A 25,323-nucleotide genomic window follows, 5' to 3' on the forward strand; every position below is an offset into this window, starting at 1 on the left:
CTACTTCGCCGCGACCTTGGCCGCCGCCTTGTGCACGCGGCCATTGCTCATCACGAACAGCACGCGCTGCAGTTCGGTGATGTCCTTGGTCGGATCGGAGGCGACCGCGATCACGTCGGCGGCTTTGCCGGGTTCGAGCGTACCGATCTGCTTGGAGAGGTCGAGCAGGTCGGCAGCATCGACGGTGCCCATCCGGATCGCGATATCGGCCGGAATGCCGGCCTTGACCATCAGCGCGAACTCCTCGGCATTGTTGCCGTGCTCGCTGACGCCGGTATCGGTGCCGAAGGCGATCTTTACGCCGCCGCGATAGGCGCGCCCGAGCATGTCGAGCATCAGTGGGCCGACCTGGCGCGCCTTGTCGCGCACCGCCGGCGGCAGGAAGCCTTCCTCATCCGCCATCCGCACCACTGTGGCGCCGGCCAGCACGGTCGGGACGAGATAGGCGCCGCTCTTCTTGAACAGGGCAATCGACTCGTCGTTGAGATAGGTGCCGTGCTCGACCGAGTCGACGCCGGCCCGCAGTGCCGCATTGACGCCGTCGGCGCCATGGGCATGCACCGCCACCTTACGCCCCATCGCATGGGCCGCTTCGACGACGCCCTCGATCTCGTCGTCGAACATCTGCTTGCCGGTGCCGGCCGCCGTGTTGCTGAGCACGCCGCCGGTCGCGGTGATCTTGATGACGTCGGCGCCACGCTTGATCTGGTTGCGCGCCGCATGGCGGCACTGCTCGCGGCCATTGCAGATGTTGTCGCCGAGTTCGGGGAAGACATCGGGCGCAAAACCGTTGGTGTCAGAATGGCCGCCGGTCGCCGAGATCGACTGTCCGGCCGCGACGATCCGCGGCCCGGGCACCTGCCCCTTGCGGATCGCATCACGCAAAGCGAGCGCCGGCGCCCCGCGCGAGCCGAGATCACGCACCGTGGTGAAGCCGGCATCGAGCGTGCGCCGGGCATAGACGACGCCGTCGAGCGCGACGTTCTCGCCGGTCTTCTTGACGCGCTGGAGTTCCGTATCGCGCGCCCGCTCCGAGGTGATGTGGACGTGGGAGTCGATCAGGCCCGGCAGCACATAGCGGTCGCTGAGATCGACGACGGTCACCGACTGCGCCGGCGCTCCGATGCTGTCGGCAGCGACGAAGCCGTCCTTCAGCTCCTGGATCAGGCTGTTCTTGATGATGAGGCTGGTTTTGCCGCGGGCCGGGGTACCGGGAACCGCAAGCACCGAGCCTGCATGAATGATCGTCCAGCGGTCACCGGCCGGCGCTTGCGCCAGAGCGGCCGGTACCAGGACTGCCGTGAGCGCGGCGGCAAGCATGATCGCTTTCGACATCGATTTCCTCCATGGCAGCGGCGTCATCGCCACGCGCCATCCTGCCTGCCGGCAGGGCGTCTTGCGTCGGGTGCGTCGCTTGATCTTGCGCAGGGACCTCCCTGCGGCTGGGCGCAATCTGCGAAGGAGAGCGGAAGACCGTCAATCGACAGGATGGCCGGTCACGCATGCCCTGGCCGCAACCCTCGCGTGTTCCGATCCTGGCCACCGCAATCCAGCACGAGCCTCCGCCCAATGTCGTAGGCGACGCGACAGCCCACTGGCGTTATCTTCGCTGCAGTGCAACAATCGAGATTGCACGAGCACATCAAGACGGCACGGCAGGGAGCGACCATGAACGCGATCGATCCGCTTCGGAATCAGGTCCAGCGCGATAAGCCCTGGATTTTCCGGACCTATGCCGGCCATTCCGACGCGTCCGAATCGAACAAGCTCTACCGGACCAATCTCGCCAAGGGCCAGACCGGCCTCTCCGTCGCCTTCGACCTGCCGACCCAGACCGGCTACGATCCCGACCATGTCCTCTCGCGCGGCGAGGTCGGCAAGGTCGGCGTGCCAATCACCCATCTCGGCGACATGCGGGCGCTGTTCGACCAGATCCCGCTGGCGCAGATGAACACCTCGATGACGATCAATGCGACGGCGGCCTGGCTGCTCTCGCTCTACATCGCCACCGCCGACGAGCAGGGCGCCGACCGCGCCGCCTTGCAGGGAACGACCCAGAACGACCTCGTCAAGGAATACCTGTCGCGCGGAACTTATGTCTTCCCGCCGCGCCCCTCGATGCGGCTGACCACCGACATCGTCGTGTTCACGGCGCGCGAGCTGCCGAAATGGAACCCGACGAACGTCTGCTCCTATCATCTGCAGGAGGCCGGGGCCTCACCGGTGCAGGAGCTCTCCTTCGCGCTCGCGACCGCGATCGCCCTGCTCGAGTCGATCAGGGCCCGGCCGGAAGTGGCTCCGGAGGAATTCGGCAGCGTCGTCGGCCGCATCTCCTTCTTCGTCAATGCCGGCATGCGCTTCGTCACCGAGCTCTGCAAGATGCGGGCTTTCGTCGATCTCTGGGACGAGATCACACTGAAACGCTTCAATGTGCTGGAGGAGCAGCACCGCCGCTTCCGCTATGGCGTGCAGGTCAATTCGCTCGGGCTGACCGAGCCGCAGGCCGAGAACAATGTCTACCGCATCCTGATCGAGATGCTGGCGGTGACCCTGTCGAAGAAGGCTCGCGCCCGCGCCGTGCAGCTCCCAGCCTGGAACGAGGCGCTCGGCCTGCCCCGCCCCTTCGATCAGCAATGGTCGCTGCGCATGCAGCAGGTGCTGGCCTATGAGACCGATCTGCTCGAATTCGGCGACATCTTCGACGGCTCGAAGGAGGTCGACGCCAAGGTCGAGGCGTTGAAGGCGGCTGCGCTGGAGGAACTCGCCAAGATCGACGCGATGGGTGGCGCGCTCGCCGCCGTCGAAAGCGGCTACATGAAGATGGCGCTGGTCGAGAACGGCGCGCGCCGCATCGAGGCGATCGAGCGCGGCGAGCAGATCGTCGTCGGCGTCAATAAATTCACCACCAGCGAGCCTTCGCCGCTTTCGGCCGGCGAAGGCAATGTCGTCACCGTGCCCGATTCGGTCGAGATCGAGGCTGTCGGCCGACTCAAAGCCTGGCGCGCCGCGCGAGACGGCAAGGCGGTCGAGGTTGCACTCGCCGAGCTCGCAAGCGCTGCGAAAGAGGACCGCAACGTCATGCCGGCCTCGATCGCCTGCGCCAAGGCCGGCGTCACCACCGGCGAGTGGGCCCAGACCCTGCGCGAGATTTTTGGCGAATACCGCGCCCCGACCGGCGTCGACACGACCAAGCTCGGCGACGATGCCGGCCTCGCCACCGTCAAGGCCGCCGTCGCCAAGGCGACCGAGCGCCTCGGCCGCCCACCGCGCTTCCTCGTCGGCAAGCCCGGGCTCGACGGCCATTCGAACGGCGCCGAGCAGATCGCGGTGCGCGCCCGCGACGCCGGCATGCAGGTCTCCTATGGCGGCATCCGCCAGACGCCCGAGGAGATCGTGACGCAGGCCAAGGAGACGGAGGCCGACATCATTGGGCTCTCCATCCTCTCCGGCTCGCATCTGCCGCTGGTGCGCGACGTCACCGCGCGCCTGCGCGTCGCCGGCATGGACGTGCCCGTCGTGGTCGGCGGCATCATCCCGCCCGACGACGAGAACGCGCTGCGCAATATGGGTGTGGCCCGGGTCTACACGCCGAAGGACTTCGCCCTCGACGGCATCATCGGCGATGTCGCCGGGCTGGCGGCGAAGCATAGCGAGAAGGGCTAAGCAGCGGCTCCGTTTCGCAGTGGAGTTCGACGGCTTCCCACTCGCAGTCCTCTGTTTCTTGCCCGCGCGAAAACAGCTCAGGCTTTCGCAAGCGCGTGCGGACGATTATCGTCCCGAAACCGCTCGATTGTCGCCGCAATCCCGGCGCCCGTCGAGCTGAACGGCGGTGCCCGGCAGGGCCGCAAGGGACCCGCTGAGGAGAGGGAGACGCGCATGCCCGCATGGCTGCAGACCACATTGACCGGGACCACTATTCGCGCCGCCTTTATCGGCGCCATGGGCCTTGCCCTCGCGGCCCCCGCCACGGCCCAGACCATGGGCTTCGATCCCAGCGACTTCGGCAAGGTCAGCATGCCGCGCCGGCAGAGCACCGGCGACGCCGCGACCCATATCGAAAGCAACAAGGGCGCCTTCGAGCCGATCGCGGAGCTCGACCAGCGCGACCCGCTCGCCAAGATGGCCAAGCCCGTCGGGCGCATCGATATCCTGCTGAAGGACAACAAGACCGGCAAGCAGTCGGGTGCCCATTGCACCGGCGAGCTGCTGCCGGGCGATTACGTCCTCACCAACCACCACTGCCTGCCGCAAAGCGGCGAGATGACGCCAGTGCGCGCCATCATCGTCATGGATTTCCTCACCCAGGACGGCAAGGGCGCCAAGGTCTTCGAGCTTGATCCCAAGCCGGTCGAGTTCAATGCCAATCTCGACTACGCCATCGCCAAGGCGAAGGGCAATCCGACCGCGACCTATGGCTCGGTCAAGCTTGCCGCAACGCCGACCGGCGGCGCCCCCTCGCTGATGGTGATCCACCACCCGGCCGGGCGGCCCAAGGTGATGAGCCGCTTCCGCTGCATGGCGACGCGCCAGCAAGGCGACGCAGCCGAGATGCGCCATCGCTGCGATACGCTCGGCGGCTCGTCCGGCTCGCTGCTCTACAACGCCGGCAATGCCGGCATCGCCCTGCACAAGCAGGGCGGCCTCGCCCCCAATGATCCCAACAGCTACAATACCGCGACCAGCATGACCGCGCTGCTGCAAGCCAGCCCCCTGCTGCGCAAGATGGCCGGCGCCGGCGGGCAGGCTCCGGCTGCTGACGGCGGAGCTGTCGCCTCGGGCGGCGGCCAGGATGACCAGCCGAACTCGACCGAGCGGAGCGGCCTGCGCGGCTCCGACAATCTCGACACTGACGGGATGAACTCGCTGCTGAAGAACTGAGGCAGGTCGTCATTCCGGGGCTTCGCGCAGCGAAGAGCCCGGAACCCAGAACCGATGTCGCTTGTAATACTGACGCAACGGCCGATGCCTTCTTCACCGATGGCATCGGCTCTGGATTCCGGGCTCAGGCCTGCGGCCTGCCCCGGAAAGACAAAAGAGTTCCCCAGAAGCGTACCAACCTTCAGCCGCCGGCCTCGCCGTGGCTGCGCCCATAGGGGTTGCGCGGCGGCGAGCGCCAGCCTTCAAGCGTCGCCGGGTCAGCCTCGTAGATCTCGACCTTGAGCGGGTGGCAGATTGCGACGTCGCTCGAATGGGTCTGGCCGCAATCGCCGCCCGGACAGGCGGAGATCGCCCCGAGCAGGTCGATCTCGGCGAAGAGCTCGAGGAAGTCGCCCGGCCTGACCGGGCTCGCCTTCATGAAGTATTGCTGCGTGTCGCGGGTGAAGCCGGTGCACATGAAGACGTTGAGCACGTCATGGACGTGATGCTCGACCTCGCGTGCCGAGAGCCCCCTCGCCTGTCCGAGCGCGCGGGCGAGGTTGGAATGGCAGCAATGGTGGTAGTCGCCGCCATCGCTGAGCAAGCGGTGTGTATAAGGATCGCAGCGCGTCCCGATCACGTCGTGCACGCCGGCGCCGTCCTGGTCGAAGCCGTACCAGCCGAGCGTGTCATGGGTGATCGTCGCCATCGGCCGCAGATGCGGCAGGTTGCTCCAGAGCCGATCGCCCAGCCCGACATGGGTCGCGTTCAGGGCGCGCGTCTTGCCGCTGAAGAAGCGCTCGTCGAGATCATCAGCGTTCCAGAGATTGAGGTCGCCGACCTGCGGCCCCTCGATGCTGACGACCCGGAAGAAATGCCCCTTCGGCACGCGGAAGCTGCCGGCCTCGCGCGGTGGCACGATGATCTCGTCGCGTTTGATCAGCGTCTGGCGAGCCTTTGCCAGCATCACCATGTCGGCGCCGGGCAGGCTGCCATTGGGGTAGACCACGACCGGCGGCTTGCGCCGGCGCTCATCGGCATCGGCGGGGGCGATCACCTGCGAATCCGTGGTCATGACTTGCTCCGCCGACTGACGTGTCCGCGGATTCCCTATCGGGACCGAAGCCGCCGGTCCAGACCGCAAGGCACTAGGCCAGCCCGCTGCTCTTCAGCGTCTGATAGGCCTTGAGGATTTCCTGCAGCCGGCCCTCGCGCGAGCGGTCGCCGCCATTGGCGTCGGGGTGGAAGCGCTTCACCAGTTCCTTGTAGCGCGCCTTGATCGCGGCGCGATCGGCGCTCTCGTCGAGATCGAGCGTCTCCAGCGCCTTGCGCGCCACCACGCCGACGCGCGACTCGGCCCGCTCCTGCTCGCGGCGGACGCGGCCACGGAACAGGCCGAAGGCGTCCTCGACTTCGGCACTCTCCTGTCCGCCGGTCACGCGCCCACGCTGCGCCATCCGGGCCGCACTGGCATTGACGCCGAGCTTCCAGGTCGGCCGGTGGCCGATCTCTTCCTGCTTGGCGTAGGCCGCGAGCGCCTCGTCGTTCATGCCGGCGAAGTAGTTATAGGTCGCGTTGTAGGCCTTCACATGCTCGAGGCAGAACTGGAAGAACTTGCCTTCCTTGCCCCGCCCCATCGGCGCGCGGAATTCGCCCGCCTTGGTACAGCCGGGATGGTCGCAATGGCGCGCATCGGCCTCGACCACCTCTTCCGCTTCGGAAGGGCCGATCCTGATCCGGTCGAAAAGGCGCGAATTGAAGTTCATCGTCTCATGGTTATGCGGGCGGAACGCAGCGTCGACAAGACGGCCGCCGCGCGGATCGCTCTCGCGCCCGCCGCAAGCGAATCGTCCAGCCTGAAGCATGGCCTCGATTGCTTAAGGAACCCGGCCCACCCGGAATGGCCGGCAACCTCGATATGTAGTGATCCGACGGGCCGATCTCAACGGCCGCAGGCGACATCGCCCCCGGCCGCGAGCGTAAGCTTCGTCCCGCGCGGCACCCGATAGATCGGCGCCTCGCCGGAGGCCGGAGCAGTTTCCACCACACCGACGCCGACATGAGAGCCCGGAGAATCCGGCTCCAATGAGGCGGCGATCACATTGGCTCCCACTTGTGTCATCGGCACGAAGACGACATTGGCCGCAACCTCGAGCCGGCGCGGTCGCAGCTCGACCTTGACCGCCTGGTCCGGGTTGATGTTTTCGCGGTCGACCTTCTTCACCGGCCCCTTCTGCTCGACCATGAAGGCCTCGACCTCGAGCGTTGCAGGCGCGCCGAGCGCGCAGGTCGCGATGCCCTTGAGCTTGAGCGCGTCGAGCGCCGCCTGTCCCGCCGGCAGGACGAGATAGCCCTCCGGCCGCGGCCGGCGGCTCGTCACCGTGACCTTGCGCGAGTCGCGAAACTCGACCGGGGTCGGCATATCCGTTCCGGTCGCCGGATCGACCAGCGGGATCGCGACCGTTTCGGTGGCGATGCGGTGGCCGACGATCAGCTCCCCCTGGTTGCGCGCCAATTCTGCCCGCGCCGCCTTCACCGCCTCCAGCACCGCCTTGTCATTGGCCGCGACCGTGTCGAGCACTGCGCGCGAGATCACGTAATGGGTGGCGATACGGCGCTCCAGATTTTCCAGCTGCAGGCCGACCCCACGCGTCTCGATCAGGAAGGAGACGGCACCGGAGAGCCCGAACAGGTTGCGCGCGATACCCGGCGCATTGCCACCCATCGAGACCAGCCTGTCGTCCTTGCGGTAGCTGGTGGTGAAGTACCAGAACGAGGTCAGGCCCTTCTCCGCCATCGCCTTGTCCATGGCCGGCTTGACCAGGTCGGCCGCGATCCTCGTCGTCGGCTGCGGCACCGCCGGGTTGGTGGCGTAGAGGATCATCGCATCGGCGGCATTCAGCCCGCCGAACTTCTCGAGCCAGCGATTGGCGACCGAGAATTCGTGCACGTCGACGATCACATCGGGCGGCAATTCGGCGAGCCTGGCATGCAGCGCCTTCGTCTCCGGCAGGGTCAGCAGCAGATGGTCGCGGTTGAGGTCGAAGCCGCTGGCGCCTGGCCGCTTGTCGGCCGCCGCCCCGTCGGGATTGCTGCGCGGCACGATCACCACCACGAGCTTGTCGAGCACGGCACTGAGATCGCTGGTCACCAGGTCATGCGCCAGCGCCAGCATCGCCTCGGCACCCGCCGGCTCGTTGCCGTGCTGCTGGCCGACGAACCAGACGACCGGCCGCCCGAGCGCCTTCAGCGCGGCGGGATCCTTCAACCCTTCCTTCGAGAAGATCAGATAGGGCAGATCGCGCCCCTGCTGTGACTTTCCGAGCGAGCCGAGCACGATCCGACCGGGCGCCTTGGCGGCGAGATCAGCCAGGAAGCCTTCGAGCTCTGCCTGCGTCGTCAGGCCGGGCGTGCCGCGCGTCAGCGCCGGCGTCGCGAGCGGGATCGGCACCGGCTTGTAACGCGCCAGCACCGCCTCGCTCTGCTTGTAGTCGGCGACGCGCCCCTCATCCTGCGCCAGCGCGGGCATTGCCGCGACGCAAAGCACCAGAGCGAATCTGCGCCAGATCGCCATCATCACCGCCTCCGACAGAAAGACGCGTTTTCACCCTGCCCGACAGGGACTATGAGACTGCCCCGGAAGCCGAGCAAGCAACCCGAAAGAAACCCGCATGCCGACCATGGCCGACCGGATCGCCGGCAAGCTCACCGCGCAGCTCGCGCCAGAGCATCTCAGGGTGATCGACGAATCGCACCAGCATCACGGCCATGCCGGCTGGCGCGAGGGTGGCGAGACGCATTTCCGCGTCGAGATCATCGCGCCCGCCTTCGCCGGCAAGAGCCGGCTCGAGCGCCATCGCCTGGTCAATGCAGCGCTGTCCGAGGAGCTCGCCGGCGGCGTGCACGCACTGGCGATTGCGGCGCGGGCGCCCGGCGAGGCCTGAGCCTCAGGCGGCCTTCCGCTCCGGCGTCGCCAGATAGATCGCGGTCGAGGCCAGCAGCAGCGCCGCGAAGCCCCAATGCATATTGGCGTAGGCCAGCGCTGCGCCCTGCCCCGCGGCCCGCTGCGCCGCGACGAACCAGCCGGAGCCCCACTGGATCAGCCCGGCTCCGGCGATGAACAGGAAATTGATGAAGGTCATGCCGCGCCCGACCAGATGGGCGGGGAAGAACTCGCGCGCATGTGCCATCAGGATCGCATAGGTGAAGCCCGTCGCCCCGACGAGCGCGAACAGGGCGGCCGCACCCATCATGGAGCGTTCGCCGAACAGCGCGAGCAGGCCAAAACCTATTCCCGTCGCGACCGTTCCCCAGGCGACCAGCGCCTTGCTGCGGCCGGCCCGCTTCTGCAGTGCGCCGTAGACGAAGGCACCGATGATCATCGTCGTCGCCATGCCCAGCGTCGCATGGCCGGCAGCGATGCCGTCGAGCCCATGAACCTGCGTCATATAGGGCGCGATCCACAGGCCCCGCGCCGTCGCGATGATCGCGTAGCCGACGAGGGTGATCGGCGCGAGCAGCCAGAGCGGCCCTATCGCGGCGATGCTCCTGAGGCCCTGCAGCAGCCCCTCATGCTTGCCGGAGGCGTCGGTGACCTCAGGCGGATCGCGCACCAGCACTGCTGCGAGCACGGTCGCGAGCAGGAAGGCCACGGCGAAGGCGAGCATGGTCGGGCGCCAGCCATAGGCCTGCGCCGCCAGGGCGAGCGGCGCGGCGCCGACGAGATTGCCGAGCGAGCCGAGGCCGATGAAGATCGAGGTCAGCAGGCCAAAGCGCGCCGGCGCTTCAGTCCGCGCGAACAGATAGAGCGACGACATGAAGATCGGCGAACAGCCGATGCCGACCAGCGCCATCGCCAGCGTGGCGATGTTGGCGTTGCCGGCCTGCGCGAACAGGAAGGCTCCGACGCTGCCGATCGCCATGGTCACCGCCACCGTCCGGCGTGGGCCGATCCGGTCGAGCGCCCAGCCGACCGGGAACTGCGCCAGTGCGAAGGCGATGAACCAAGCGGCCCCGAGCAGGCCGAACTCGGCCGGCCCGATGCTGAGGTCGCCCATCACCGGCCCGGCGATCACGCTCAGGAAGGAGCGGTAGAAGATCGACAGCACATAGGCCGGCAGCAGCGCGAGAAAGATGATCACGCCGCCCCTCCGGCCAGTTCGAAGATGGCCGCCGACGCAGGTCCGACGGCGGCCGCTTGTTTCACTTCACCCGCTCGAGCACCGAGACGTAGTTCGCGACCGCAGCGCCGCCCATGTTGAAGATGCCGCCGAGGCGGGCATCCTTCACCTGCATGCCCTCCGGCGCCTCGCCGACGAGCTGCATGGCGCTGAGCACATGCATGGAGACGCCGGTCGCGCCGATCGGATGGCCCTTGGCCTTCAGGCCGCCGGAGACGTTGACCGGCAGCTTGCCGTCCTTCTGGACCCAGCCTTCCTTGATCGCGCGGGCGCCGTCGCCCTCCTTGGTCAGGCCCATCGCCTCGTATTCGATCAGCTCGGCGATGGTGAAGCAGTCATGCGTCTCGACGAAGGAGAGATCCTCGAGCGCGACGCCTGCAGCGGCCAGCGCCTGCTGCCAGGCGTGTGCGCCACCCTCGAACTTCAGGATGTCGCGGCGCGACAGCGGCAGGAAGTCCTGGACATGGGCCATGCCGCGGAAGCCGACGGCGCGGCGCAGGGTCTTGGCGGTCTCTTCATCCGCGAGCACGAGTGCGGCAGCGCCGTCCGAGACCAGCGAGCAGTCGGTCCGCTTCAGCGGGCCAGCGACGTAAGGGTTCTTCTCGCTCTCGTCGCGGCAGAAGGCATAGCCGAGATCCTTGCGCATCTGGGCGTAGGGGTTGTCGACACCGTTCTTGTGGTTCTTTGCCGCGATCATGGCGAGCGCGTCGGACTGGTCGCCATGGCGCTGGAAATAGGATGAGGCGATCTTGCCGAAGACGCCGGCGAAGCCGCCCTGAACGTCGCTCTCCTGCGCGAGATAGGAGGCTTTCAGCAGGTTCTTGCCGATCTCCGGCCCGGGCGTCGTGGTCATCTGCTCGACGCCGACGACCAGCACCACCTTGGCGGCGCCGGCCTTGATGGCGCGCACGCCCTGGTGCACCGCGGCCGAGCCGGTGGCGCAGGCGTTCTCGACGCGGGTCGCCGGCTTGAAGCGCAGCGCCGGGTCGGCCTGCAGCACGAGCGAGGCGGTGAAGTCCTGGGCCGAGAAACCGGCGTTGAAATGGCCGAGCACGATCTCGTCGACCTGGTCGGCGGTGATGCCGGCATCGACCAGCGCGTCGGTCGCGACACGCACGATCAGGCTCTCGACCGTCTCGGTATCCTGCTTGCCGAAGGGCGTGTGGGCCCAGCCGACGATTGCAGCGCTCATGGCCTTCTCCTCGCTAATGTGCAGATACACAGTATCTGCTCCTGCGAAGGCGCGATCGCAAGCCGGCAAGCGCGCACTCCTCCCGTGCGAGGAAAGGCCAATGAACGCGCCGGGTGTCAAGCGCGCAGCTCGCGGCCCTGCCCTACCCGACGGACAGGACGAGCAGGAACCCGACGCCGGCGACGATCAGCGCCATGCCGGCAAGCTCGCGCCAGCTCGTGCCTTCCGAGAAGATCCGGCGCGAGGCGATCTGGGCCAGCGGCACCTCGACCAGCGCCAGCGTGCGCACATTGGCCGCCGTCGTCAGCGAGAAGCCGAGGAACCAGCATTGCGAGGCGGCGGCGCCGAGGAAGCCGGCCGTCAGGGAACGGCGCCAGTTGCGCAGGCTTAAGCTCAGGGCCTTGCGGTTGGCGGCGAGCATGTAGAGCGTCAGGATCAGCGTCTGCAGGGCAAGGCCAAGCGCGAGGATCGTGGTCGCCCGCATCAGGAAATGCCCCTCCGGCAACGCCTGGATCGCGCCGCGAAAACCGATCGCCGAGAGCGCGAAGGCCGCGCCGGCGCCGATCCCGAGCGCCGCCGGGCGCAAGCCCGCAGCGCTGAGCTTGTCGCCCGGCCGCCACGACATCAGCACGACGCCGGCGGTCGCCACGACGATCGCCGCGAACTTCGCCCAGCCCAGCGCATCACCGAGCAACACCGTGCCGAACAGCGCGACCTGCACCGGCTCGGTCTTGGTGTAGGCGGTCGTCACCGCAAAAGAACGCTCGCGCATCGCCGCCAGCATCAGCGCCGTGGCGAGGATCTGGGTCAACGCGCCGAACACGGCAAAGCCGAAGGAGCGCAGGTCCGGCGTCGGCGGCAGCCTGCCGCTGGCGACACAGACCAGGACGAGGAAAAGCAGCGCGAAAGGCAAGCCGAACAGGAAGCGCACCTGCGTCGCGCCGACGACGCCGATCACCTCGGTCAGCGAGCGCTGAGTCAGATTGCGCGCGGTCTGCAGCAGCGAGGCGGCCAGCGTCACCGGTATCCACAGAAGGCTGAAGCTCACGCGCCACGATCCCGAAGAAAAAGCACCTCGATGCTTTGGACTGCCGCGCGGCGCTAGGCAAATCGCCCGATGAGGGGTAGGTATGCGTCATCAGCGAGGCAGAATTGTCGCCCGCCGTCTCGAAAATGCCTCAAGCGTCGCGTTGAAGCCCTCGACCCCGCCAAGACAGGTTCAAGACCCCAGCCGATGATCGCACTTCGCCTCGCCGCCGGCGCAACCCTCGCCTCGCTCCTCGCTGCAGCCGCCCCGGCGCTGGCCGGCACGAGCGTGGTCGTCGACGCCTCGAGCGGCGCCGTCTTGTCGAGCGAGAACCCGACGCAAGCCTGGCATCCGGCCTCCACTACCAAGATGATGACGCTCTACCTCGCACTCAAGGCGGTGCGCGAGGGCAAGATCGGGCTGGAGACCGCGATCCCGGCCTCGAAGCGGGCCGCCAGCCAGCCGCGGGTCAAGGTCTACATCAAGGCCGGCCAGGAGATCACGCTCGACAACGCCATGCGCATCATGATGGTGAAGTCGGCCAACGACATCGCCTATGTCATCGCCGAAGGTGTCGGCGGCGATGTCGAGACCTTCGTCTCGATGATGAACGCCGAGGCCCGGCGGCTCGGCATGAACGATACCCATTTCGTCAATCCGAACGGCTGGCACCATCCCGACCAGCAGAGCAGCGCCCGCGACCTCGCCGTGCTCGCCATGGCATTGATGAGCGAGTTCGGCCGCTACTCCGACTACTGGAACACCGGCGCGGTCCAGCTCGGCAAGCAGGTGCTGAACAACACCAACGGCCTCGTCGGCCGCTATTACGGCATCAGCGGCATGAAGACCGGCTTCGTCTGCGCTTCCGGCTTCAACGTCGTCACCACTGCGACGCGCAATGGCCGCACGCTGATCGCAGTCGTCATGGGCGCCAGCTCCGGCGCGGAGCGCACCGTCAAGGCGGCGCAACTTCTCGATGACGGCTTCGGCAAATGGGGCGGCTTCGGCGGCGGCAACATCGACAACATGCCGTCCGGCAATGGCGGTCGCGCCTACAGCATCTGCGACAGCGTCCGTCGCGGCGGCCATGCGCTCGGCGACGATGCCGAGACCTCCGGCCCGATCTCCTTCATCTCGACGAACCACGGCGTCGGCGGCAATGCCGAAGGCACTTCCGACCGCTTCGCCGTGGCCGTGCCCCAGGGTGGCTCCTCCGGCTCGGTGCTGACGCGCTCGCCCTCCGGCCGCGTCACGCTCGGCCCGCGCGCCAAGTTCGAGCCCATTCAGGTTTCCTTCGGCCGTTCGCCCGGCTCGGCCTCGGCGCCGCTCGCCGCCAACGTCGTGGCGAAGCCCGATACCCAGGTCGCGCGTGAGACGATCCAGCCTGGTGCACCGGTCGCAGCCGGGCTCACCGCCGGCAACCGCACCTTCTCGCGCAACGGTGGGATCCCGCCCTCCTCCTCCGCCTTCGCGCCGGTTGCGCCCACGCGGGAGGAGACGCCCGCGGCGGCCGCCCTGGGCTCGGGCCCGATGCGCTTGCAGGGCGCGATCCAGCCTGGCGCCGCGACGCCCGCCAGCCTGCGCCCCGGCGCTGCCGCCGGCATCAAGGCCGCGAACAAGCCGGCCGCCAAGCCGCTGCTGACCAAGCCGAAGCAGGAGAAGGCTGACGCGGCCAAGGCCAAGCCCAGCCAGGCTCAGGCCAAGCCGCTCGCCAAGCCGCCGGCCCGGCCGGGCGCGAAGCCCGCTGCCAAACCGGACGTCAACAAGCCCGACGCCTGATCCGCCGGCGTAACGTGCAGGAGCGCAGTGCATCCTCGGTTCAGCACGGCCTCGCGCTGGCGCTAGCCTCCGCCGCCGCCTTCGGCACCAACATCGTCAGCGCCCAGCTCGCCGGCCATGCCGGGCTAAGCGGCCCGCTCATCGTCTTCTACCGCGTCTTCCTGATGCTGGCGCTCGTCATCGGCGTAGCCTTCCTCTGGCGCGCCAGCCTCGCCGTTCCGCGTCATCGCTGGCCGGCGCTCGCCCTCTTCGGCATCAGCACGGCACTGACCGCCTGCGCCTATCTCTCCTCGGTCTCCTTCCTGCCGATCACGGTGGCGGCCGTGGTCTTCTATACCTTCCCCATTCTGATCGTGCTCGCCGAGCCGCTCTTCACCCCGGCCCGCTTCAGCCTCGACCGGATCGTGATCGCGCTCCTCGCCTTCCTCGGCGTCGCCATGGTGGTCGGGCCTGACTGGCATGGGCTCGACCCGCGCGGCTTGGCGCTCGCACTCGCCGCGAGCGTGCTGGCCGCGGTCCAGTTCTTCTCGGCGGCGCGCTGCGGCGACACCGGCACCGTGCCGAAGCTGTTCTGGTCGCATCTCGTCATCCTGCCGGTGACGCTGGCGATCCTCGCCCTCACCGGCCTGTTCCAGCCGCCTTCGGCCCTGATGCTCGCGCCGATCGCGGTCGCCATTACGATCGGCGGCTATCTGATCGGCTTCCTGCTGCAGGTGCTGGCGCTCGCCCGCGTCGCACCGGGACCGGCAGCACTCGCCTTCTGCGCCGAGCCGGTCTTCGCCGTCGCGATCGCCGCGGTCTTCCTCGGCGAACGGGTCGGCTCGCTGCAATATGCCGGCGGAGCCCTTGTCGTCGCCGCGATCATCGCCAATGTAATATTGGAACAAAAGCGAGCCCGCCGATTGCCGGCGGTGGCCGTGCCAGGAACCTGACCACCAATGTCCGAGCAGCCCGTCCGTCCCGAGCCGATCCCGCTGACGCTGCTGACCGGTTTCCTTGGCGCCGGCAAGACCACCCTGCTCAACCGCCTGCTCAAGGATCCGGCCCTCGCCGACACGGTCGTGCTGGTCAACGAGTTCGGCGAGATCGGCCTCGACCACCTCTTCGTCGAAGGCATCGAGGACGGCATGATCCTGCTTGCCTCGGGCTGCCTGTGCTGCACCATCCGCGACGACCTGATCGTCACGCTCGAGGACCTGCTGCGCCGGCTCGACAATGGCCGCGTCGCGCCGTTCCGGCGGCTGGTGATCGAGACCACCGGCCTCGCCGATCCCGCGCCGGTCCTCAACGTGCTGATCAACCACCCCTATCTCGCCATGCGCTTCAAGCTCGACGGCGTCGTCACGCTGGTCGACGCGGTCAATGGCATGGCGACGCTCGACGCCCATCCCGAGGCGCTCCGCCAGGTGGTCGCGGCCGACCGGCTGGTGCTGACCAAGACCGACATCGCAACCGACGCAGATGCGGTCGCGGCGCTGCGCAAGCGCCTCGGTGAGCTCAACCCTGGCATCGCGATCCTCACTCCTGACGCCCCCGCCGAGGCGATCGTCGGCGCTGGCCTCTACGACATCGCAGAGCGCCCGGACGAGTTGCGGCGCTGGCTCGCGGCCGAAGTCCTGGATGGTCACCATCACGATCACGACGATCATGACCACGCCCACGGCCATCACCACCATGGCGGCCACGGCCATCATCACCACGACGTCAACCGCCACGACGCCAGTATCCGCGCCTTCACGCTGACGGCGGAGGCGCCGATCCGCGAGGCGACCTTCGATCTGTTCTGGACCCTGCTGCGCTCGACCCATGGCGTGAAGCTGCTGCGGCTGAAGGGGCTGGTCGCCCTCGCCGAGCATCCCGAGGGACCGCTATTGGTCCATGCCGTCCAGCAGATCCTGCATCCGCCGGTGCTGCTGCCGGCCTGGCCCGATGCCGACCGGCGCTCTCGCCTCGTCTTGATCGTCAAGGACCTGGAGGAGGAGACCGTCGCCCGGCTCTGGTCGGCTTTCCTCGGCCGGCCCGCTTCGGCTCAGGCCGAGGCTCATCACCACCATCACGCCTGAGAGGCGCGCCGGCGCGCTTCTTGGTTCGTCATGCGCAGACCCCTGCCCCGCCCGCGCCCACGTGCCGATCCGGCACGAAAGCGCACCGAAGCGGGGCGAGCCGCGAAAGGGCTGCGCCATGCCGAACCTCGCGTCCCAGGCTGCGCCAAGCCAGATGGCGCCAAAGCAGCTTGCCGTGCTCACCGGCCCGGCCGGTCTATCGATCGAGCGTCGCACGCTCGCCACCTGCGCGGCCATCGAAGCCGAATGGCGCGATCTCGCCAGCCGCGCCATCGAGTCGAACCCGTTCTTCGAGCCGGATTTCGCCCTGCCTGCAGCCCAACATCTCGTCGACTTCCGCGACGCGCCGGTTCTGCTGGTCTGGCACGGCACAGCTTCGTCGCGGCGCCTGCTCGGCTTCATTCCCGCCCGGCCGCAACGCCGGCTGCTCGGCCATGACGAGCTGATCGGCTGGAGCAATCCGCGCCTCGGCATCGCCACGCCGCTGATCGACGCGGATCAGGTGGAACGCGTCATCGCAGCCCTGCTTCACGCGCCCGGGCGCTGGGGCCTTGCCAATACGCAGAACCTGCAGCTGCATCGCCTCGATCTCAACGGGCCGTTCCTGCGCAATGTCCTGCAGGTAGCCGAACACACCGGCCACGACGTCTCGATCGGGCCGATACCGGCGCCCGCAGTCACCCCGGGCGTTCCGGCTCTCCCCGCCCTCCGCCATGGCCTGTCACGCCATGGCAAGCTCACCTTCGCCGAATCGAGCTCGCGCCAGGAGCTGCGCGACATGATCGAACTCCATCTGGCGCTCGAAGCTTCGGGCTCGCTGGCACGTGCGGGTGCCGCCGCGCTTCAGGACATCCGCGAGAGCGCCTTCCTGCGCGCCATGACCCGCAATCTCGCCCGCAGCCATCGCTGCCGGGTCGGCCTGCTGAGCCTCGACGACAAGCCGGTCGCCGGCGCAATTTTCATCGGCAAAGGCTCGCGCCTCTGGCTCTATTCCGGCGTCGAGGACGACCGCTTCGCCAGCTTCGCCCCACTGGCGCAGCTCGTCGCCTGGTTCAGCCGGCGCAGCCGCCAGCGTGAGATCGTCGGTGAAGTGCCCGGCCCGCATGTCGTCACGGCACCGCAGCGTCTCGGCAGCGCCCGGCTCACCGTCACGGCGGCGGCCGCGCGCCGCGCGCCGCTCGTCATCCGGCGTCGCGCAGCAGCCGCCTGATGATCTTGCCGGTGGTGGTCATCGGCAATTCCTGGCGGAACTCGATCTCACGCGGATATTCATGCGCGGCCAGCCGCTCACGCACGAAGCCCTGGATCTCCGCGATGAGTTCCTTCGACGGCGCGCAGCCCGCCTTCGGCACGATGAAGGCCTTGACGATCTCGGTGCGCAGCGCGTCGGGCTTGCCGACCACCGCCGCGAGCGCCACCGCCGGGTGGCGCAGCAGGCAATCCTCGATCTCGCTCGGCCCGATCCGGTAGCCCGACGAGGTGATCACGTCGTCATCGCGGCCGACGAAGCGGATATAACCGTCCGCATCCTGCGAACCCTGGTCGCCCGTCGTCATCCAGTCGCCGATGAACTTGGCCTGCGTGGCCTCCGGCTTGCGCCAGTAATGCAGGAACATCACCGGGTCGGGCCGGCGCACCGCGATCTGCCCCTCCTCCTCCGGCTCGCAGATGCTGCCATTGGGCCGGATCACCGCGACCTCGTGCCCCGGTACCGCCTTGCCGATGAAGCCGGGCTTGACCACTCCGATTTCGGCGCAGGAGGCGAGCACCAGATTGCACTCGGTCTGGCCGTAGAACTCGTTGATGGTGAGGCCGAGCTTTTCACGGCCCCAGGCCAGCGTCTCGGCGCCGAGCGACTCGCCGCCCGAGGCGACCGTGCGCAGCTTGAGGTCATAGCGTCCGCGCGGATTCTCCACGGCCCGCAGCATGCGTAGTGCCGTCGGCGGGATGAAGCAGTTGCGCACCCCGACATCCGCCATCAGCTGGAACGCCTCGTCGGGATCGAACTTCGCCGTCGGCCGCGCCACGATAGGCACGCCGTGATGCAGCGCCGGCAGGAGGTTGTTGAGCAGCCCGCCGGCCCAGGCCCAGTCCGCCGGCGTCCAGATCAGATCGCCCAGTTGCGGCAGGAATTCATGCGGCATCTCCATGCCCGGCAGATGGCCGAGCATCACCCGGTGCCCGTGCAGCGCGCCCTTGGCGTTGCCGGTGGTGCCGGAGGTGTAGATCATCAGCGCCGGATCGTCCGGTCCGCTGTCGACCGGTGCGAAATCCTCGGTTTCGGCTTCGAGCAGACGATCGAGCCCCTCGGCCCGTCCTTCCGACCCGTCGGCCGAGATCACCACCTCCAGCTCCGGCAGAGGCTCTTCGATCTGGCCGAGCTTGGCGAGACCGGCAGAATTGCTCACCAGAGCCTTCGCCCCGCAATCACGCAGACGGTAAGACAGCGCATCGGCTCCGAACAGCGCCGCCAGCGGCACCGCGATCGCGCCCAGCTTATAGGCCGCCAGATGCGCGATCGGCACCAGGCGTCCCTGTGGAAGCAGGATAGCGACCCTGTCGCCTTCGCCGACACCGCGCCGGCGCAGCGCATTGGCCAACCGGTTCGACTGCGCCCGCAACTCGCCATAGCTGACCGGCACCACAGACCAGTCCGGCTCGATTTCCAGGATCGCGACCTTTCCCGGGTCGATCGCAGCCCAGCGATCGCAGCAATCGACGCCGATGTTGTAACGCTCCGGAATCTGCCAGCGAAAGGCGGCACGCAGGCGCTCATAGTCACGGATATCGGGGAGCATGCGGCAGGCCCAAAATGACAGATTGAGCATGCGCCGATCGGCGCATGCTCTCGCGAAGCGGTGCACGATAGGCGAAGCCCAAAGCCGCTGTCACCTTGGCCTAAAGTAAACCAGCGAGCCGTTCAAAATGCCCGCTCGGCCTCCGCCGGCAGGAAGCCCTCGGCGAAGGCATTGCCGGCCTTCGCCTTGTCCTTGAACGGGAAAGTCAGCGCGATCTGGTCGAGCGCCTTCTGCCAGCGCGTCTTGTCGATGCCGCCGAAGCCGTTCGCCTTGACATTGGGCGTCATCACATAGTGGTCGAGCGCCATCGTCAGGCGCTCCAGCTCGATCTCGGCCCGGGCGCCCTCATTGCGCTGGAGCACGCCGGCGATCGCTGCCCGCGGATCGGCGACCACATCCCGAACGCTGCGGGTGATCGCCCGCAGCAGGCCGCGCACCGCCTGCGGCTTCTCGGCCAGCAGCTTCGGCGAGACGATGACGGCATTGCCATATAATTCGACACCGTGGTCGGCCATCAGCAGGGTGACGATGTCGTCGGCCGGCACGCCGCGCGCCTTCATGTTGACCACCGAGGTGTGGGCGAAACCGAAGATCGCGTCGAGCTCCCCGGAAGCCAGCATCGGCTCGCGAACCGTGAAACCGATATTCTCCAGCTTGATCTTGGCATCGTCGATGCCGTTGACCTTCTTGAACACCGGCCATTGCGCGAAGGCCCCGTCCGCGGCAGGCGCGCCGAGCTTCTTGCCTTCGAGACTCCGGGGATCAGCGCTGATCCCGCGGCTCTTGCGCCCGACGATCGCGAAGGGTGGCCGATCGTAGACCGTCATCACCGCCTTGAGATCGACGTTCGGGTTCTCGTCGCGGAAGCGGATCAGCGAGTTCACATCGCCGAATCCGGCATCGAAGCCGCCGGTCGCGATCCGCGGCACGGCCTCGCGCGAGCCCGTGCCGGGCTCGATCGTGACATCGAGCCCCTCATCACGGAAATAGCCCTTGTCCAGCGCGATGAGGAACAGTGCCGCCGGTCCCTCGAAACGCCAGTCGAGCGTGAACTTGAGCGGCGTCGCGGCTGCAGCAGTTCGAACAAATCCCGCCGACGCGACCAGTGCGCCTCCGGCGAGAATGCGCCCGAACCCGCGCCGGGACAGCGGCGCGTCAAGCGGGGGCATGGCAGCGGACATGGCAAGCTCCGGAACGACCACAGCCGATACGGGCGAAAGCGCCTCCTGGCGGTGCTCGACGAACAGCGCAGAAACGCAATGCAACCAAGAACCTCCCTAACCGGCAGGTCAAGCGCCAAGAGGGCGAGATCGCGGCGAATTCGCGGAAATGGTTACGTTTTTCTGCGGCAGAGTTCCAGGAGTCACAGCGGCAGCGCCCCGTCGGTCTTGACCTCTTCCATCACCGCATAGGTCCGCGTCTCACGCACCGCCGGCAGCGCCAGCAGCACCTCGCCGAGGAAGCGGCGATAGGCGTTCATGTCGGCGACGCGGGTCTTGACCAGATAGTCGAAGCCGCCGGCCACCATATGGCATTCCAGCACCTCCGGCGCCCGCTTCACTGCGGCGGCAAAGCGCTCGAAGGCGTCGGGCGTCGTCTTGTCGAGATAGACCTCGACGAAGACCAGGAGATGCAGGCCGAGCTTCACCGGATCGAGCGTCGCGCGATAGCCGGTGATGTAGCCCTCGCGCGCCAGCCGCTTCAGACGCTCGCCCGTCGCGGTCGGCGACAGGCCGACCTTCTCCGCGAGTTCGACGCCGGCGGCGCGACCATCGTTCTGGAGCAAGGCGAGCAGGCGCCGGTCGGTCCGATCCAGAGCCGCAGTATTCTCTGACATCTGATGATCCTACGGGATTTATCGCTATATAATCGCTGAAATCTCCATTGATATCCAGCTCACTTGCGATGATTCTGCAGATCATCCCGCCGCCAAGATCCGGAGCCCTTTCCATGGCCGCCCCCGCCCCGCGACCTGCCGTCGACACCGCGCCCGTCTTCCACGCGCCCTATGTCGAGGACGATGCCGCGATCGCCGGCCGCCTGCTCTCCGGCGGGCGCCGCGATCCGTTGGCCAAGGCCAGGATCGACGCTCGCGCCACCTCGCTGGTCGACGCGATCCGCACTCGCAAGGTCGGTCTGGGCGGCATCGAGGAGTTGCTGCGCGAGTACTCGCTCTCGACCAAGGAGGGCCTCGCGCTGATGGTGCTGGCCGAGGCGCTGCTGCGCGTGCCCGACGCCGCCACCGCCGACCGGCTGATCGAGGACAAGCTCGGCCAGGGCGACTTTGCCCATCACGAATCCAAGTCGGACGCCTTCCTGATCTCGGCCTCGTCCTGGGCGCTCGGCATCACCGCCCGCATCATCCAGCCCGGCGAGACCCCGACCAGCATCATCGGCAACCTCTCCAAGCGCCTCGGCCTGCCTGCCGTGCGCACCGCGACGCGCCAGGCGATGCGCGTCATGGGCAACCATTTCGTCCTCGGCCAGACCATCGAGGAGGCGCTGAAGCGCGCCCGTTCCGGGTCGGGCAAGCTCTACCGCTACTCCTTCGACATGCTCGGCGAAGGCGCCCGCACGCAAGCCGACGCCGACCGCTATTACGCCTCCTATGCCGACGCGATCGACGCCATCGGCCGCTCGGCCGGCAACGACAAGCTGCCGAACCGCCCGGGCATCTCGGTCAAGCTCTCGGCGCTGCATCCGCGCTACGAGGCGACCAATCGCGAGCGCGTCCTGGCCGAGCTCACCCCCAAGGTGATCGAGCTCGCCCGCCAGGCCAAGACATACGACCTCAACTTCACCGTCGACGCCGAGGAGGCCGACCGGCTCGAGCTCTCGCTCGACGTCATCGCCGCGGTGATGGCCGACACCTCGCTCGCCGGCTGGGACGGTTTCGGCCTCGCCATCCAGGCCTATCAGAAGCGCGCCGCGGCGGTGATCGACCACATCGCCGCCCTCGCCGAAACCTATGACCGCCGCCTGATGGTCCGCCTGGTCAAGGGCGCCTACTGGGACACCGAACTGAAGCGCGCCCAGGAGCGCGGCCTGCCCGACTATCCGGTCTTCACCCGCAAGGCGATGACCGACCTGAACTACGAGGCCTGCGCCAAGCAGCTCCTGGCGCTGCGCCCGCGCATCATTCCGCAATTCGCCACCCATAACGCGCTGACCGTCGCGACCGTCGCCGAACTCGCCGGCGACGCCGAGAATTTCGAGTTCCAGCGCCTGCACGGCATGGGCGAGGCGCTGTATGAGCGCCTGCTGCAATCGGATTCCGGTTTCGCCTGTCGCACCTATGCGCCCGTCGGCGGCCATCAGGACCTGCTCGCCTATCTCGTCCGCCGCCTGCTCGAGAACGGCGCCAACTCCTCCTTCGTCTCGGTCTCCGGCGATCCCGACGTCCCGGTCGCGCAGCTATTGGTGCCGCCGGCCGACATCATCGGCTCGCCGAGCGCGGCGCGGCATCGCCGCATCCCGCTGCCGGCCGAGCTCTTCGGCCCGTCCCGCCGCAACTCCGCCGGCGTCGAGCTTGGCGATGCGGAAAGCCTTTCAACCCTGCTCGCAGAGATCCACGCCGCCGCGGCCAAGCCCGTGCCGGACGCCGTGCCGCTGATCGACGGCAAGCCCGGCACCGGCAGCACCCGCGACGTGCTCTCGCCGATCGACGGCAAGCCGGTCGGGCGCGTCACCGAGGGCGACGCCGCCAGCGCCGAGAAGGCGATGACCGCCGCCAGGGCCGGCTTCCACGCCTGGAACGCGACGCCCGCCCGCAACCGCGCCGCCTCGCTGCGCCAGGCCGCCGACCTGATGGAAGCGCGCCGCGGCCCGATCCTGGCGTTGCTCCAGTCCGAGGCCGGCAAGACGCTGGACGACGCCATCGCTGAGCTGCGCGAGGCCGTCGACTTCCTGCGCTATTACGCTGCAGAGGCCGAAGCGAAGTTCGCGGTGCCGACCGCGCTTCCCGGCCCGACCGGCGAGGACAACCGCCTGATCCTGCGCGGCCGCGGCCCCTTCGTCTGCATCGCGCCCTGGAACTTCCCGCTCGCGATCTTCGTGGGCCAGGTCGCCGCCGCGCTGGTCGCCGGCAACAGCGTCGTCGCCAAGCCGGCGCCGCAGACCCCGCTGATCGCCGCGCTCGCCGTGCGCCTCCTCCACGAGGCCGGCATCCCCAGGACCGCGCTGCACTTCGCCCCCGGCGACGGCAAGCTCGGCGCGGCGCTGGTCGCGCACAGGGACGTCGCCGGCGTCGCCTTCACCGGCTCGACCGCGACCGCCCGCGCCATCAACCGGACGCTGGCCAACAAGGACGGCCCGATCGTCCCGCTGATCGCCGAGACCGGCGGCCTCAACGCCATGATCGTCGACGCCACCGCTTTGGCCGAGCAGGTCGCCGACGATGTCGTGCTCTCCGCCTTCCGCTCGGCCGGCCAGCGGTGCTCGGCGCTGCGCCTGCTCGTCGTGCAGGAGGATGTCGCCGACAAGATGGTCGAGATGATCGAGGGCGCCGCCAGCGAGCTCACTTTGGGCGACCCGCGCCAGATCGAGACCCATGTCGGCCCGGTGATCGACCAGGCCGCCAAGGAGCGCCTCGACGCCCATATCGCCGCGATGCGCTCCGCCGGCCGCGTGGCCTATGCCGGCAAGACGCCTTCTCTGCCCGGCACCTTCGTCGCCCCGCACATCATCAGGCTCGACAAGGTCGCGGATCTTGCTGCCGAGCATTTCGGCCCGGTGCTGCATGTCGTGCGCTGGAAAGCAGGCCAGCTCGACAAGGTCCTCGCCGAGATCGAGGCGACCGGCTACGGCCTGACCTTCGGCCTGCATTCGCGCATCGAGGCCACGGTCGAGCTGGTCGTCGACCGGCTCTCGACCGGCAACATCTATGTCAACCGCAACATGATCGGCGCGGTCGTCGGCGTGCAGCCCTTCGGCGGCCACGGTTTGTCGGGCACCGGCCCCAAGGCCGGCGGCCCGAACTACCTGCCGCGCTTCGCCACCGAGCAGACGGTGACGATCAACACCGCGGCGGCGGGCGGGAACGCCTCGCTGATCGCGATGGGAGAGTAGCCTCCTTCTCCTCTCGGGGGAGAAGGTCCGGCAGGGGATGAGGGCCCGAGACGCGGCGCGGCCCTCATCCGTCAGCGCTTCGCGCTGCCACCTTCTCCCCCGAGGGGAGAAGGGTTCCCCGCGCCCCTACTCCGCCGCCCTTGCCGCCGCCTGCTTCAGCCGGGCGAGCGCTTCCTCGGCCCCGGCCTTCACCGCCGGATCCGTCACCTGCCCCTCGGCCGCGACCCGCTCGGCCAGCGCCGCGACGCTGAACTCGCCGCCGCCGGCTGCGAGCTTCAGCACCGCGTTCGACAGCACGTTCGGCCAATAGGCCGCGCCGCCCTTGGCCAGCCCCTTGGCCTTGCGGCCCTCGAATTCCTTGGTGAGCTGTTCGGGGGTTTTTCTGGCCATGGCGCTGGGCTTTCGCTGAATCGGGTCTGAGCCGAGCTTATAGCAGCCTGCCGGCAAAGAGCGCGGGCCTCTCCCTCCTCCGTCATGGTCGGGCTCGTCCCGACCATCCACGTCTTGCGCCGCCGATCGCGGACGCTCCGGTCAAGAATGGCCTCCCGATACCCTGTCGAAGCCGGGCAAAGACGTGGATGGTCGCCACAAGGGCGACCATGACGAGAGAGGTGCTCTCCCGGTGCCCGCCTATCTCTCGCTCCGCAGCGAAATCGCCTCGATCCTCACCTCATGCTGCGCGACCCGCCGCTCCGCCTCCTCCCAGGCCGCATCGGCGGAGAAGCCGGCGAGGCGCAGGCCGAGCGCTTCCTTCAAGGTGGCGCGCTCCGCGTCGCTGAAGCAGGTCCGCAGGAAGGTGGTGGCGCAATGCTCGCCATTCGGCCCGACGCAGGCCTTCGCCCGGCGGCAGTCCGGCAGGGTGCAGAGATAGCGCCAGCATTCCAGCCGCGTCGCCACATTGCGCATCACGATCGGCCGCTGGCGCTGGAAGCGCTCGAACTCCTCTTTCGTCGCGCCGCGATGGTCGGGATTACGGGGCATGGGGTGTCCTCCAATTAGCCTCCTTCTCCCCTCGGGGGAGAAGGTCCGGCAGGGGATGAGGGCGGGACGACCGGGTGAGCGCTGAGCGTCGGGCTGAACTTCCCTCATCCGTCAGCGCTTCGCGCTGCCACCTTCTCCCCCGAGGGGAGAAGGAAGAAACCCAAGCTTGTCCCCGCCCGCAGGCTCACCCTGCGGGCGTTATGCTGATGAGGGGCAGCGGAGCGCCGCGAGGCGCTGGTTGGTGATCCGCTTCCGTGAGCTACGGCAGCGGCGCGGATGGATTGAGCCACCATCCGCACGCCCCGTGGCGCTCCGCCAGGCGGCGATTTGAAAACTCCGGGCCGCGCTTCTGTCGCACCGGCGTCAGCCGGCGCGGTCT

20 protein-coding genes are annotated in these 25,323 nt (G+C 68.1%); 8 read left to right on the plus strand and 12 right to left on the minus strand.

The features are described from left to right. Positions 1-1,335: a metal-dependent hydrolase family protein gene (locus ACWIGM_RS05465; RefSeq protein WP_454024889.1), complete on the minus strand. Its 1,335-nt coding sequence runs from the start codon at positions 1,333-1,335 to the stop codon at positions 1-3. A 333-nt stretch (positions 1,336-1,668) separates the two neighbouring features. On the opposite strand from ACWIGM_RS05465, the gene ACWIGM_RS05470 reads away from it, so the two are divergent. Both ACWIGM_RS05470 and ACWIGM_RS05475 read left to right on the plus strand, forming a co-directional pair. Further along, complete coding sequence (locus tag ACWIGM_RS05470; RefSeq protein ID WP_454024890.1) at positions 1,669-3,663, plus strand: protein meaA; 1,995 nt, start codon at positions 1,669-1,671, stop codon at positions 3,661-3,663. A 213-nt stretch (positions 3,664-3,876) separates the two neighbouring features. Further along, positions 3,877-4,878, plus strand: coding sequence for a trypsin-like serine peptidase (locus tag ACWIGM_RS05475; RefSeq protein ID WP_454024891.1), 1,002 nt, complete (start codon positions 3,877-3,879; stop codon positions 4,876-4,878). A gap of 181 nt (positions 4,879-5,059) precedes the next feature. Here the strand turns inward: ACWIGM_RS05475 and ACWIGM_RS05480 are convergent, their stop codons facing one another. The 3 genes from ACWIGM_RS05480 to ACWIGM_RS05490 form a co-directional block, all read right to left on the minus strand. Next, positions 5,060-5,932: an urea carboxylase-associated family protein gene (locus ACWIGM_RS05480; RefSeq protein WP_454024892.1), complete on the minus strand. Its 873-nt coding sequence runs from the start codon at positions 5,930-5,932 to the stop codon at positions 5,060-5,062. Between the two features lie 73 nt (positions 5,933-6,005). Beyond that, the gene (locus ACWIGM_RS05485) at positions 6,006-6,623 is read right to left on the minus strand and encodes a J domain-containing protein (protein ID WP_454024893.1); all 618 of its coding nucleotides are present in this window, start codon (positions 6,621-6,623) and stop codon (positions 6,006-6,008) included. Positions 6,624-6,799: 176 nt separating this feature from the next. Further along, on the minus strand, positions 6,800-8,434 hold the full coding sequence (locus tag ACWIGM_RS05490) for a M14 family metallopeptidase (RefSeq protein ID WP_454024894.1): 1,635 nt from the start codon (positions 8,432-8,434) through the stop codon (positions 6,800-6,802). Positions 8,435-8,537: 103 nt separating this feature from the next. On the opposite strand from ACWIGM_RS05490, the gene ACWIGM_RS05495 reads away from it, so the two are divergent. After that, positions 8,538-8,801, plus strand: a complete 264-nt coding sequence (locus ACWIGM_RS05495; RefSeq protein WP_454025452.1) for a BolA family protein — start codon at positions 8,538-8,540, stop codon at positions 8,799-8,801. Positions 8,802-8,804: 3 nt separating this feature from the next. On the opposite strand, the gene ACWIGM_RS05500 is transcribed toward ACWIGM_RS05495, so the two are convergent. From ACWIGM_RS05500 to ACWIGM_RS05510, 3 genes are all read right to left on the minus strand, one after another. Beyond that, a complete protein-coding gene (locus ACWIGM_RS05500) occupies positions 8,805-9,998 on the minus strand; it encodes an MFS transporter (RefSeq protein ID WP_454024895.1) in 1,194 nt (397 codons plus the stop codon). Positions 9,999-10,059: 61 nt separating this feature from the next. After that, a complete protein-coding gene (locus ACWIGM_RS05505) occupies positions 10,060-11,229 on the minus strand; it encodes an acetyl-CoA acetyltransferase (protein WP_454024896.1) in 1,170 nt (389 codons plus the stop codon). A 142-nt stretch (positions 11,230-11,371) separates the two neighbouring features. Beyond that, positions 11,372-12,277, minus strand: a complete 906-nt coding sequence (locus tag ACWIGM_RS05510) for an EamA family transporter (RefSeq protein WP_454024897.1) — start codon at positions 12,275-12,277, stop codon at positions 11,372-11,374. Positions 12,278-12,463: 186 nt separating this feature from the next. Between ACWIGM_RS05510 and ACWIGM_RS05515 the strand changes: the two genes are divergently transcribed. The 4 genes from ACWIGM_RS05515 (at position 12,464) to ACWIGM_RS05530 (ending at position 17,308) form a co-directional block, all read left to right on the plus strand. Next, positions 12,464-14,035 carry a D-alanyl-D-alanine carboxypeptidase family protein gene (locus ACWIGM_RS05515; RefSeq protein WP_454024898.1) on the plus strand — a complete coding sequence of 524 codons (1,572 nt, stop codon included), beginning with the start codon at positions 12,464-12,466 and terminating at the stop codon, positions 14,033-14,035. A 14-nt stretch (positions 14,036-14,049) separates the two neighbouring features. Beyond that, the gene (locus ACWIGM_RS05520; RefSeq protein ID WP_454024899.1) at positions 14,050-14,967 is read left to right on the plus strand and encodes a DMT family transporter; all 918 of its coding nucleotides are present in this window, start codon (positions 14,050-14,052) and stop codon (positions 14,965-14,967) included. Positions 14,968-14,973: 6 nt separating this feature from the next. Next, on the plus strand, positions 14,974-16,098 hold the full coding sequence (locus tag ACWIGM_RS05525; RefSeq protein WP_454024900.1) for a CobW family GTP-binding protein: 1,125 nt from the start codon (positions 14,974-14,976) through the stop codon (positions 16,096-16,098). Between the two features lie 118 nt (positions 16,099-16,216). Further along, entirely contained in the window at positions 16,217-17,308 is a 1,092-nt protein-coding gene (locus ACWIGM_RS05530) for a GNAT family N-acetyltransferase (RefSeq protein ID WP_454024901.1), read from the plus strand. On the opposite strand, the gene ACWIGM_RS05535 is transcribed toward ACWIGM_RS05530, so the two are convergent. The 3 genes from ACWIGM_RS05535 to ACWIGM_RS05545 all read right to left on the minus strand — a co-directional run bounded on the left by ACWIGM_RS05535 (position 17,280) and on the right by ACWIGM_RS05545 (position 20,733). Then, complete coding sequence (locus ACWIGM_RS05535) at positions 17,280-18,896, minus strand: acyl-CoA synthetase (protein ID WP_454024902.1); 1,617 nt, start codon at positions 18,894-18,896, stop codon at positions 17,280-17,282. The genes ACWIGM_RS05530 and ACWIGM_RS05535 overlap by 29 nt on opposite strands. Positions 18,897-19,018: 122 nt before the next feature. Continuing rightward, a complete protein-coding gene (locus tag ACWIGM_RS05540; protein WP_454024903.1) occupies positions 19,019-20,077 on the minus strand; it encodes an ABC transporter substrate-binding protein in 1,059 nt (352 codons plus the stop codon). A 182-nt stretch (positions 20,078-20,259) separates the two neighbouring features. Further along, positions 20,260-20,733, minus strand: a complete 474-nt coding sequence (locus tag ACWIGM_RS05545) for an Lrp/AsnC ligand binding domain-containing protein (protein WP_454024904.1) — start codon at positions 20,731-20,733, stop codon at positions 20,260-20,262. Positions 20,734-20,846: 113 nt separating this feature from the next. Here ACWIGM_RS05545 and putA point away from each other — a divergent pair, with 113 nt between their 5' ends. Beyond that, entirely contained in the window at positions 20,847-23,963 is a 3,117-nt protein-coding gene (gene putA / locus ACWIGM_RS05550) for a bifunctional proline dehydrogenase/L-glutamate gamma-semialdehyde dehydrogenase PutA (RefSeq protein WP_454024905.1), read from the plus strand. A 126-nt stretch (positions 23,964-24,089) separates the two neighbouring features. Here putA and ACWIGM_RS05555 read toward each other — a convergent pair whose 3' ends face one another. Both ACWIGM_RS05555 and ACWIGM_RS05560 read right to left on the minus strand, forming a co-directional pair. After that, entirely contained in the window at positions 24,090-24,353 is a 264-nt protein-coding gene (locus tag ACWIGM_RS05555) for a hypothetical protein (protein WP_454024906.1), read from the minus strand. Between the two features lie 240 nt (positions 24,354-24,593). Next, on the minus strand, positions 24,594-24,944 hold the full coding sequence (locus ACWIGM_RS05560) for a hypothetical protein (RefSeq protein ID WP_454024907.1): 351 nt from the start codon (positions 24,942-24,944) through the stop codon (positions 24,594-24,596). Between the last annotated feature and the right edge of the window lie 379 nt (positions 24,945-25,323).

The sequence above is a fragment of the Allobosea sp. NPDC055332 genome, assembly GCF_053645455.1.

Excerpts from the sequence above, each read along its gene's own strand:
- ACWIGM_RS05465 (WP_454024889.1), bottom strand. The coding sequence starts at position 1,335 with ATGTCGAAAGCGATCATGCTTGCCGCCGCGCTCACGGCAGTCCTGGTA.
- ACWIGM_RS05470 (WP_454024890.1), top strand. The coding sequence starts at position 1,669 with ATGAACGCGATCGATCCGCTTCGGAATCAGGTCCAGCGCGATAAGCCC.
- ACWIGM_RS05475 (WP_454024891.1), top strand. The coding sequence starts at position 3,877 with ATGCCCGCATGGCTGCAGACCACATTGACCGGGACCACTATTCGCGCC.
- ACWIGM_RS05480 (WP_454024892.1), bottom strand. The coding sequence starts at position 5,932 with ATGACCACGGATTCGCAGGTGATCGCCCCCGCCGATGCCGATGAGCGC.
- ACWIGM_RS05485 (WP_454024893.1), bottom strand. The coding sequence starts at position 6,623 with ATGAACTTCAATTCGCGCCTTTTCGACCGGATCAGGATCGGCCCTTCC.
- ACWIGM_RS05490 (WP_454024894.1), bottom strand. The coding sequence starts at position 8,434 with ATGATGGCGATCTGGCGCAGATTCGCTCTGGTGCTTTGCGTCGCGGCA.
- ACWIGM_RS05495 (WP_454025452.1), top strand. The coding sequence starts at position 8,538 with ATGGCCGACCGGATCGCCGGCAAGCTCACCGCGCAGCTCGCGCCAGAG.
- ACWIGM_RS05505 (WP_454024896.1), bottom strand. The coding sequence starts at position 11,229 with ATGAGCGCTGCAATCGTCGGCTGGGCCCACACGCCCTTCGGCAAGCAG.
- ACWIGM_RS05515 (WP_454024898.1), top strand. The coding sequence starts at position 12,464 with ATGATCGCACTTCGCCTCGCCGCCGGCGCAACCCTCGCCTCGCTCCTC.
- ACWIGM_RS05525 (WP_454024900.1), top strand. The coding sequence starts at position 14,974 with ATGTCCGAGCAGCCCGTCCGTCCCGAGCCGATCCCGCTGACGCTGCTG.
- ACWIGM_RS05530 (WP_454024901.1), top strand. The coding sequence starts at position 16,217 with ATGCCGAACCTCGCGTCCCAGGCTGCGCCAAGCCAGATGGCGCCAAAG.
- ACWIGM_RS05535 (WP_454024902.1), bottom strand. The coding sequence starts at position 18,896 with ATGCTCCCCGATATCCGTGACTATGAGCGCCTGCGTGCCGCCTTTCGC.
- ACWIGM_RS05540 (WP_454024903.1), bottom strand. The coding sequence starts at position 20,077 with ATGTCCGCTGCCATGCCCCCGCTTGACGCGCCGCTGTCCCGGCGCGGG.
- ACWIGM_RS05545 (WP_454024904.1), bottom strand. The coding sequence starts at position 20,733 with ATGTCAGAGAATACTGCGGCTCTGGATCGGACCGACCGGCGCCTGCTC.
- putA (WP_454024905.1), top strand. The coding sequence starts at position 20,847 with ATGGCCGCCCCCGCCCCGCGACCTGCCGTCGACACCGCGCCCGTCTTC.
- ACWIGM_RS05555 (WP_454024906.1), bottom strand. The coding sequence starts at position 24,353 with ATGGCCAGAAAAACCCCCGAACAGCTCACCAAGGAATTCGAGGGCCGC.
- ACWIGM_RS05560 (WP_454024907.1), bottom strand. The coding sequence starts at position 24,944 with ATGCCCCGTAATCCCGACCATCGCGGCGCGACGAAAGAGGAGTTCGAG.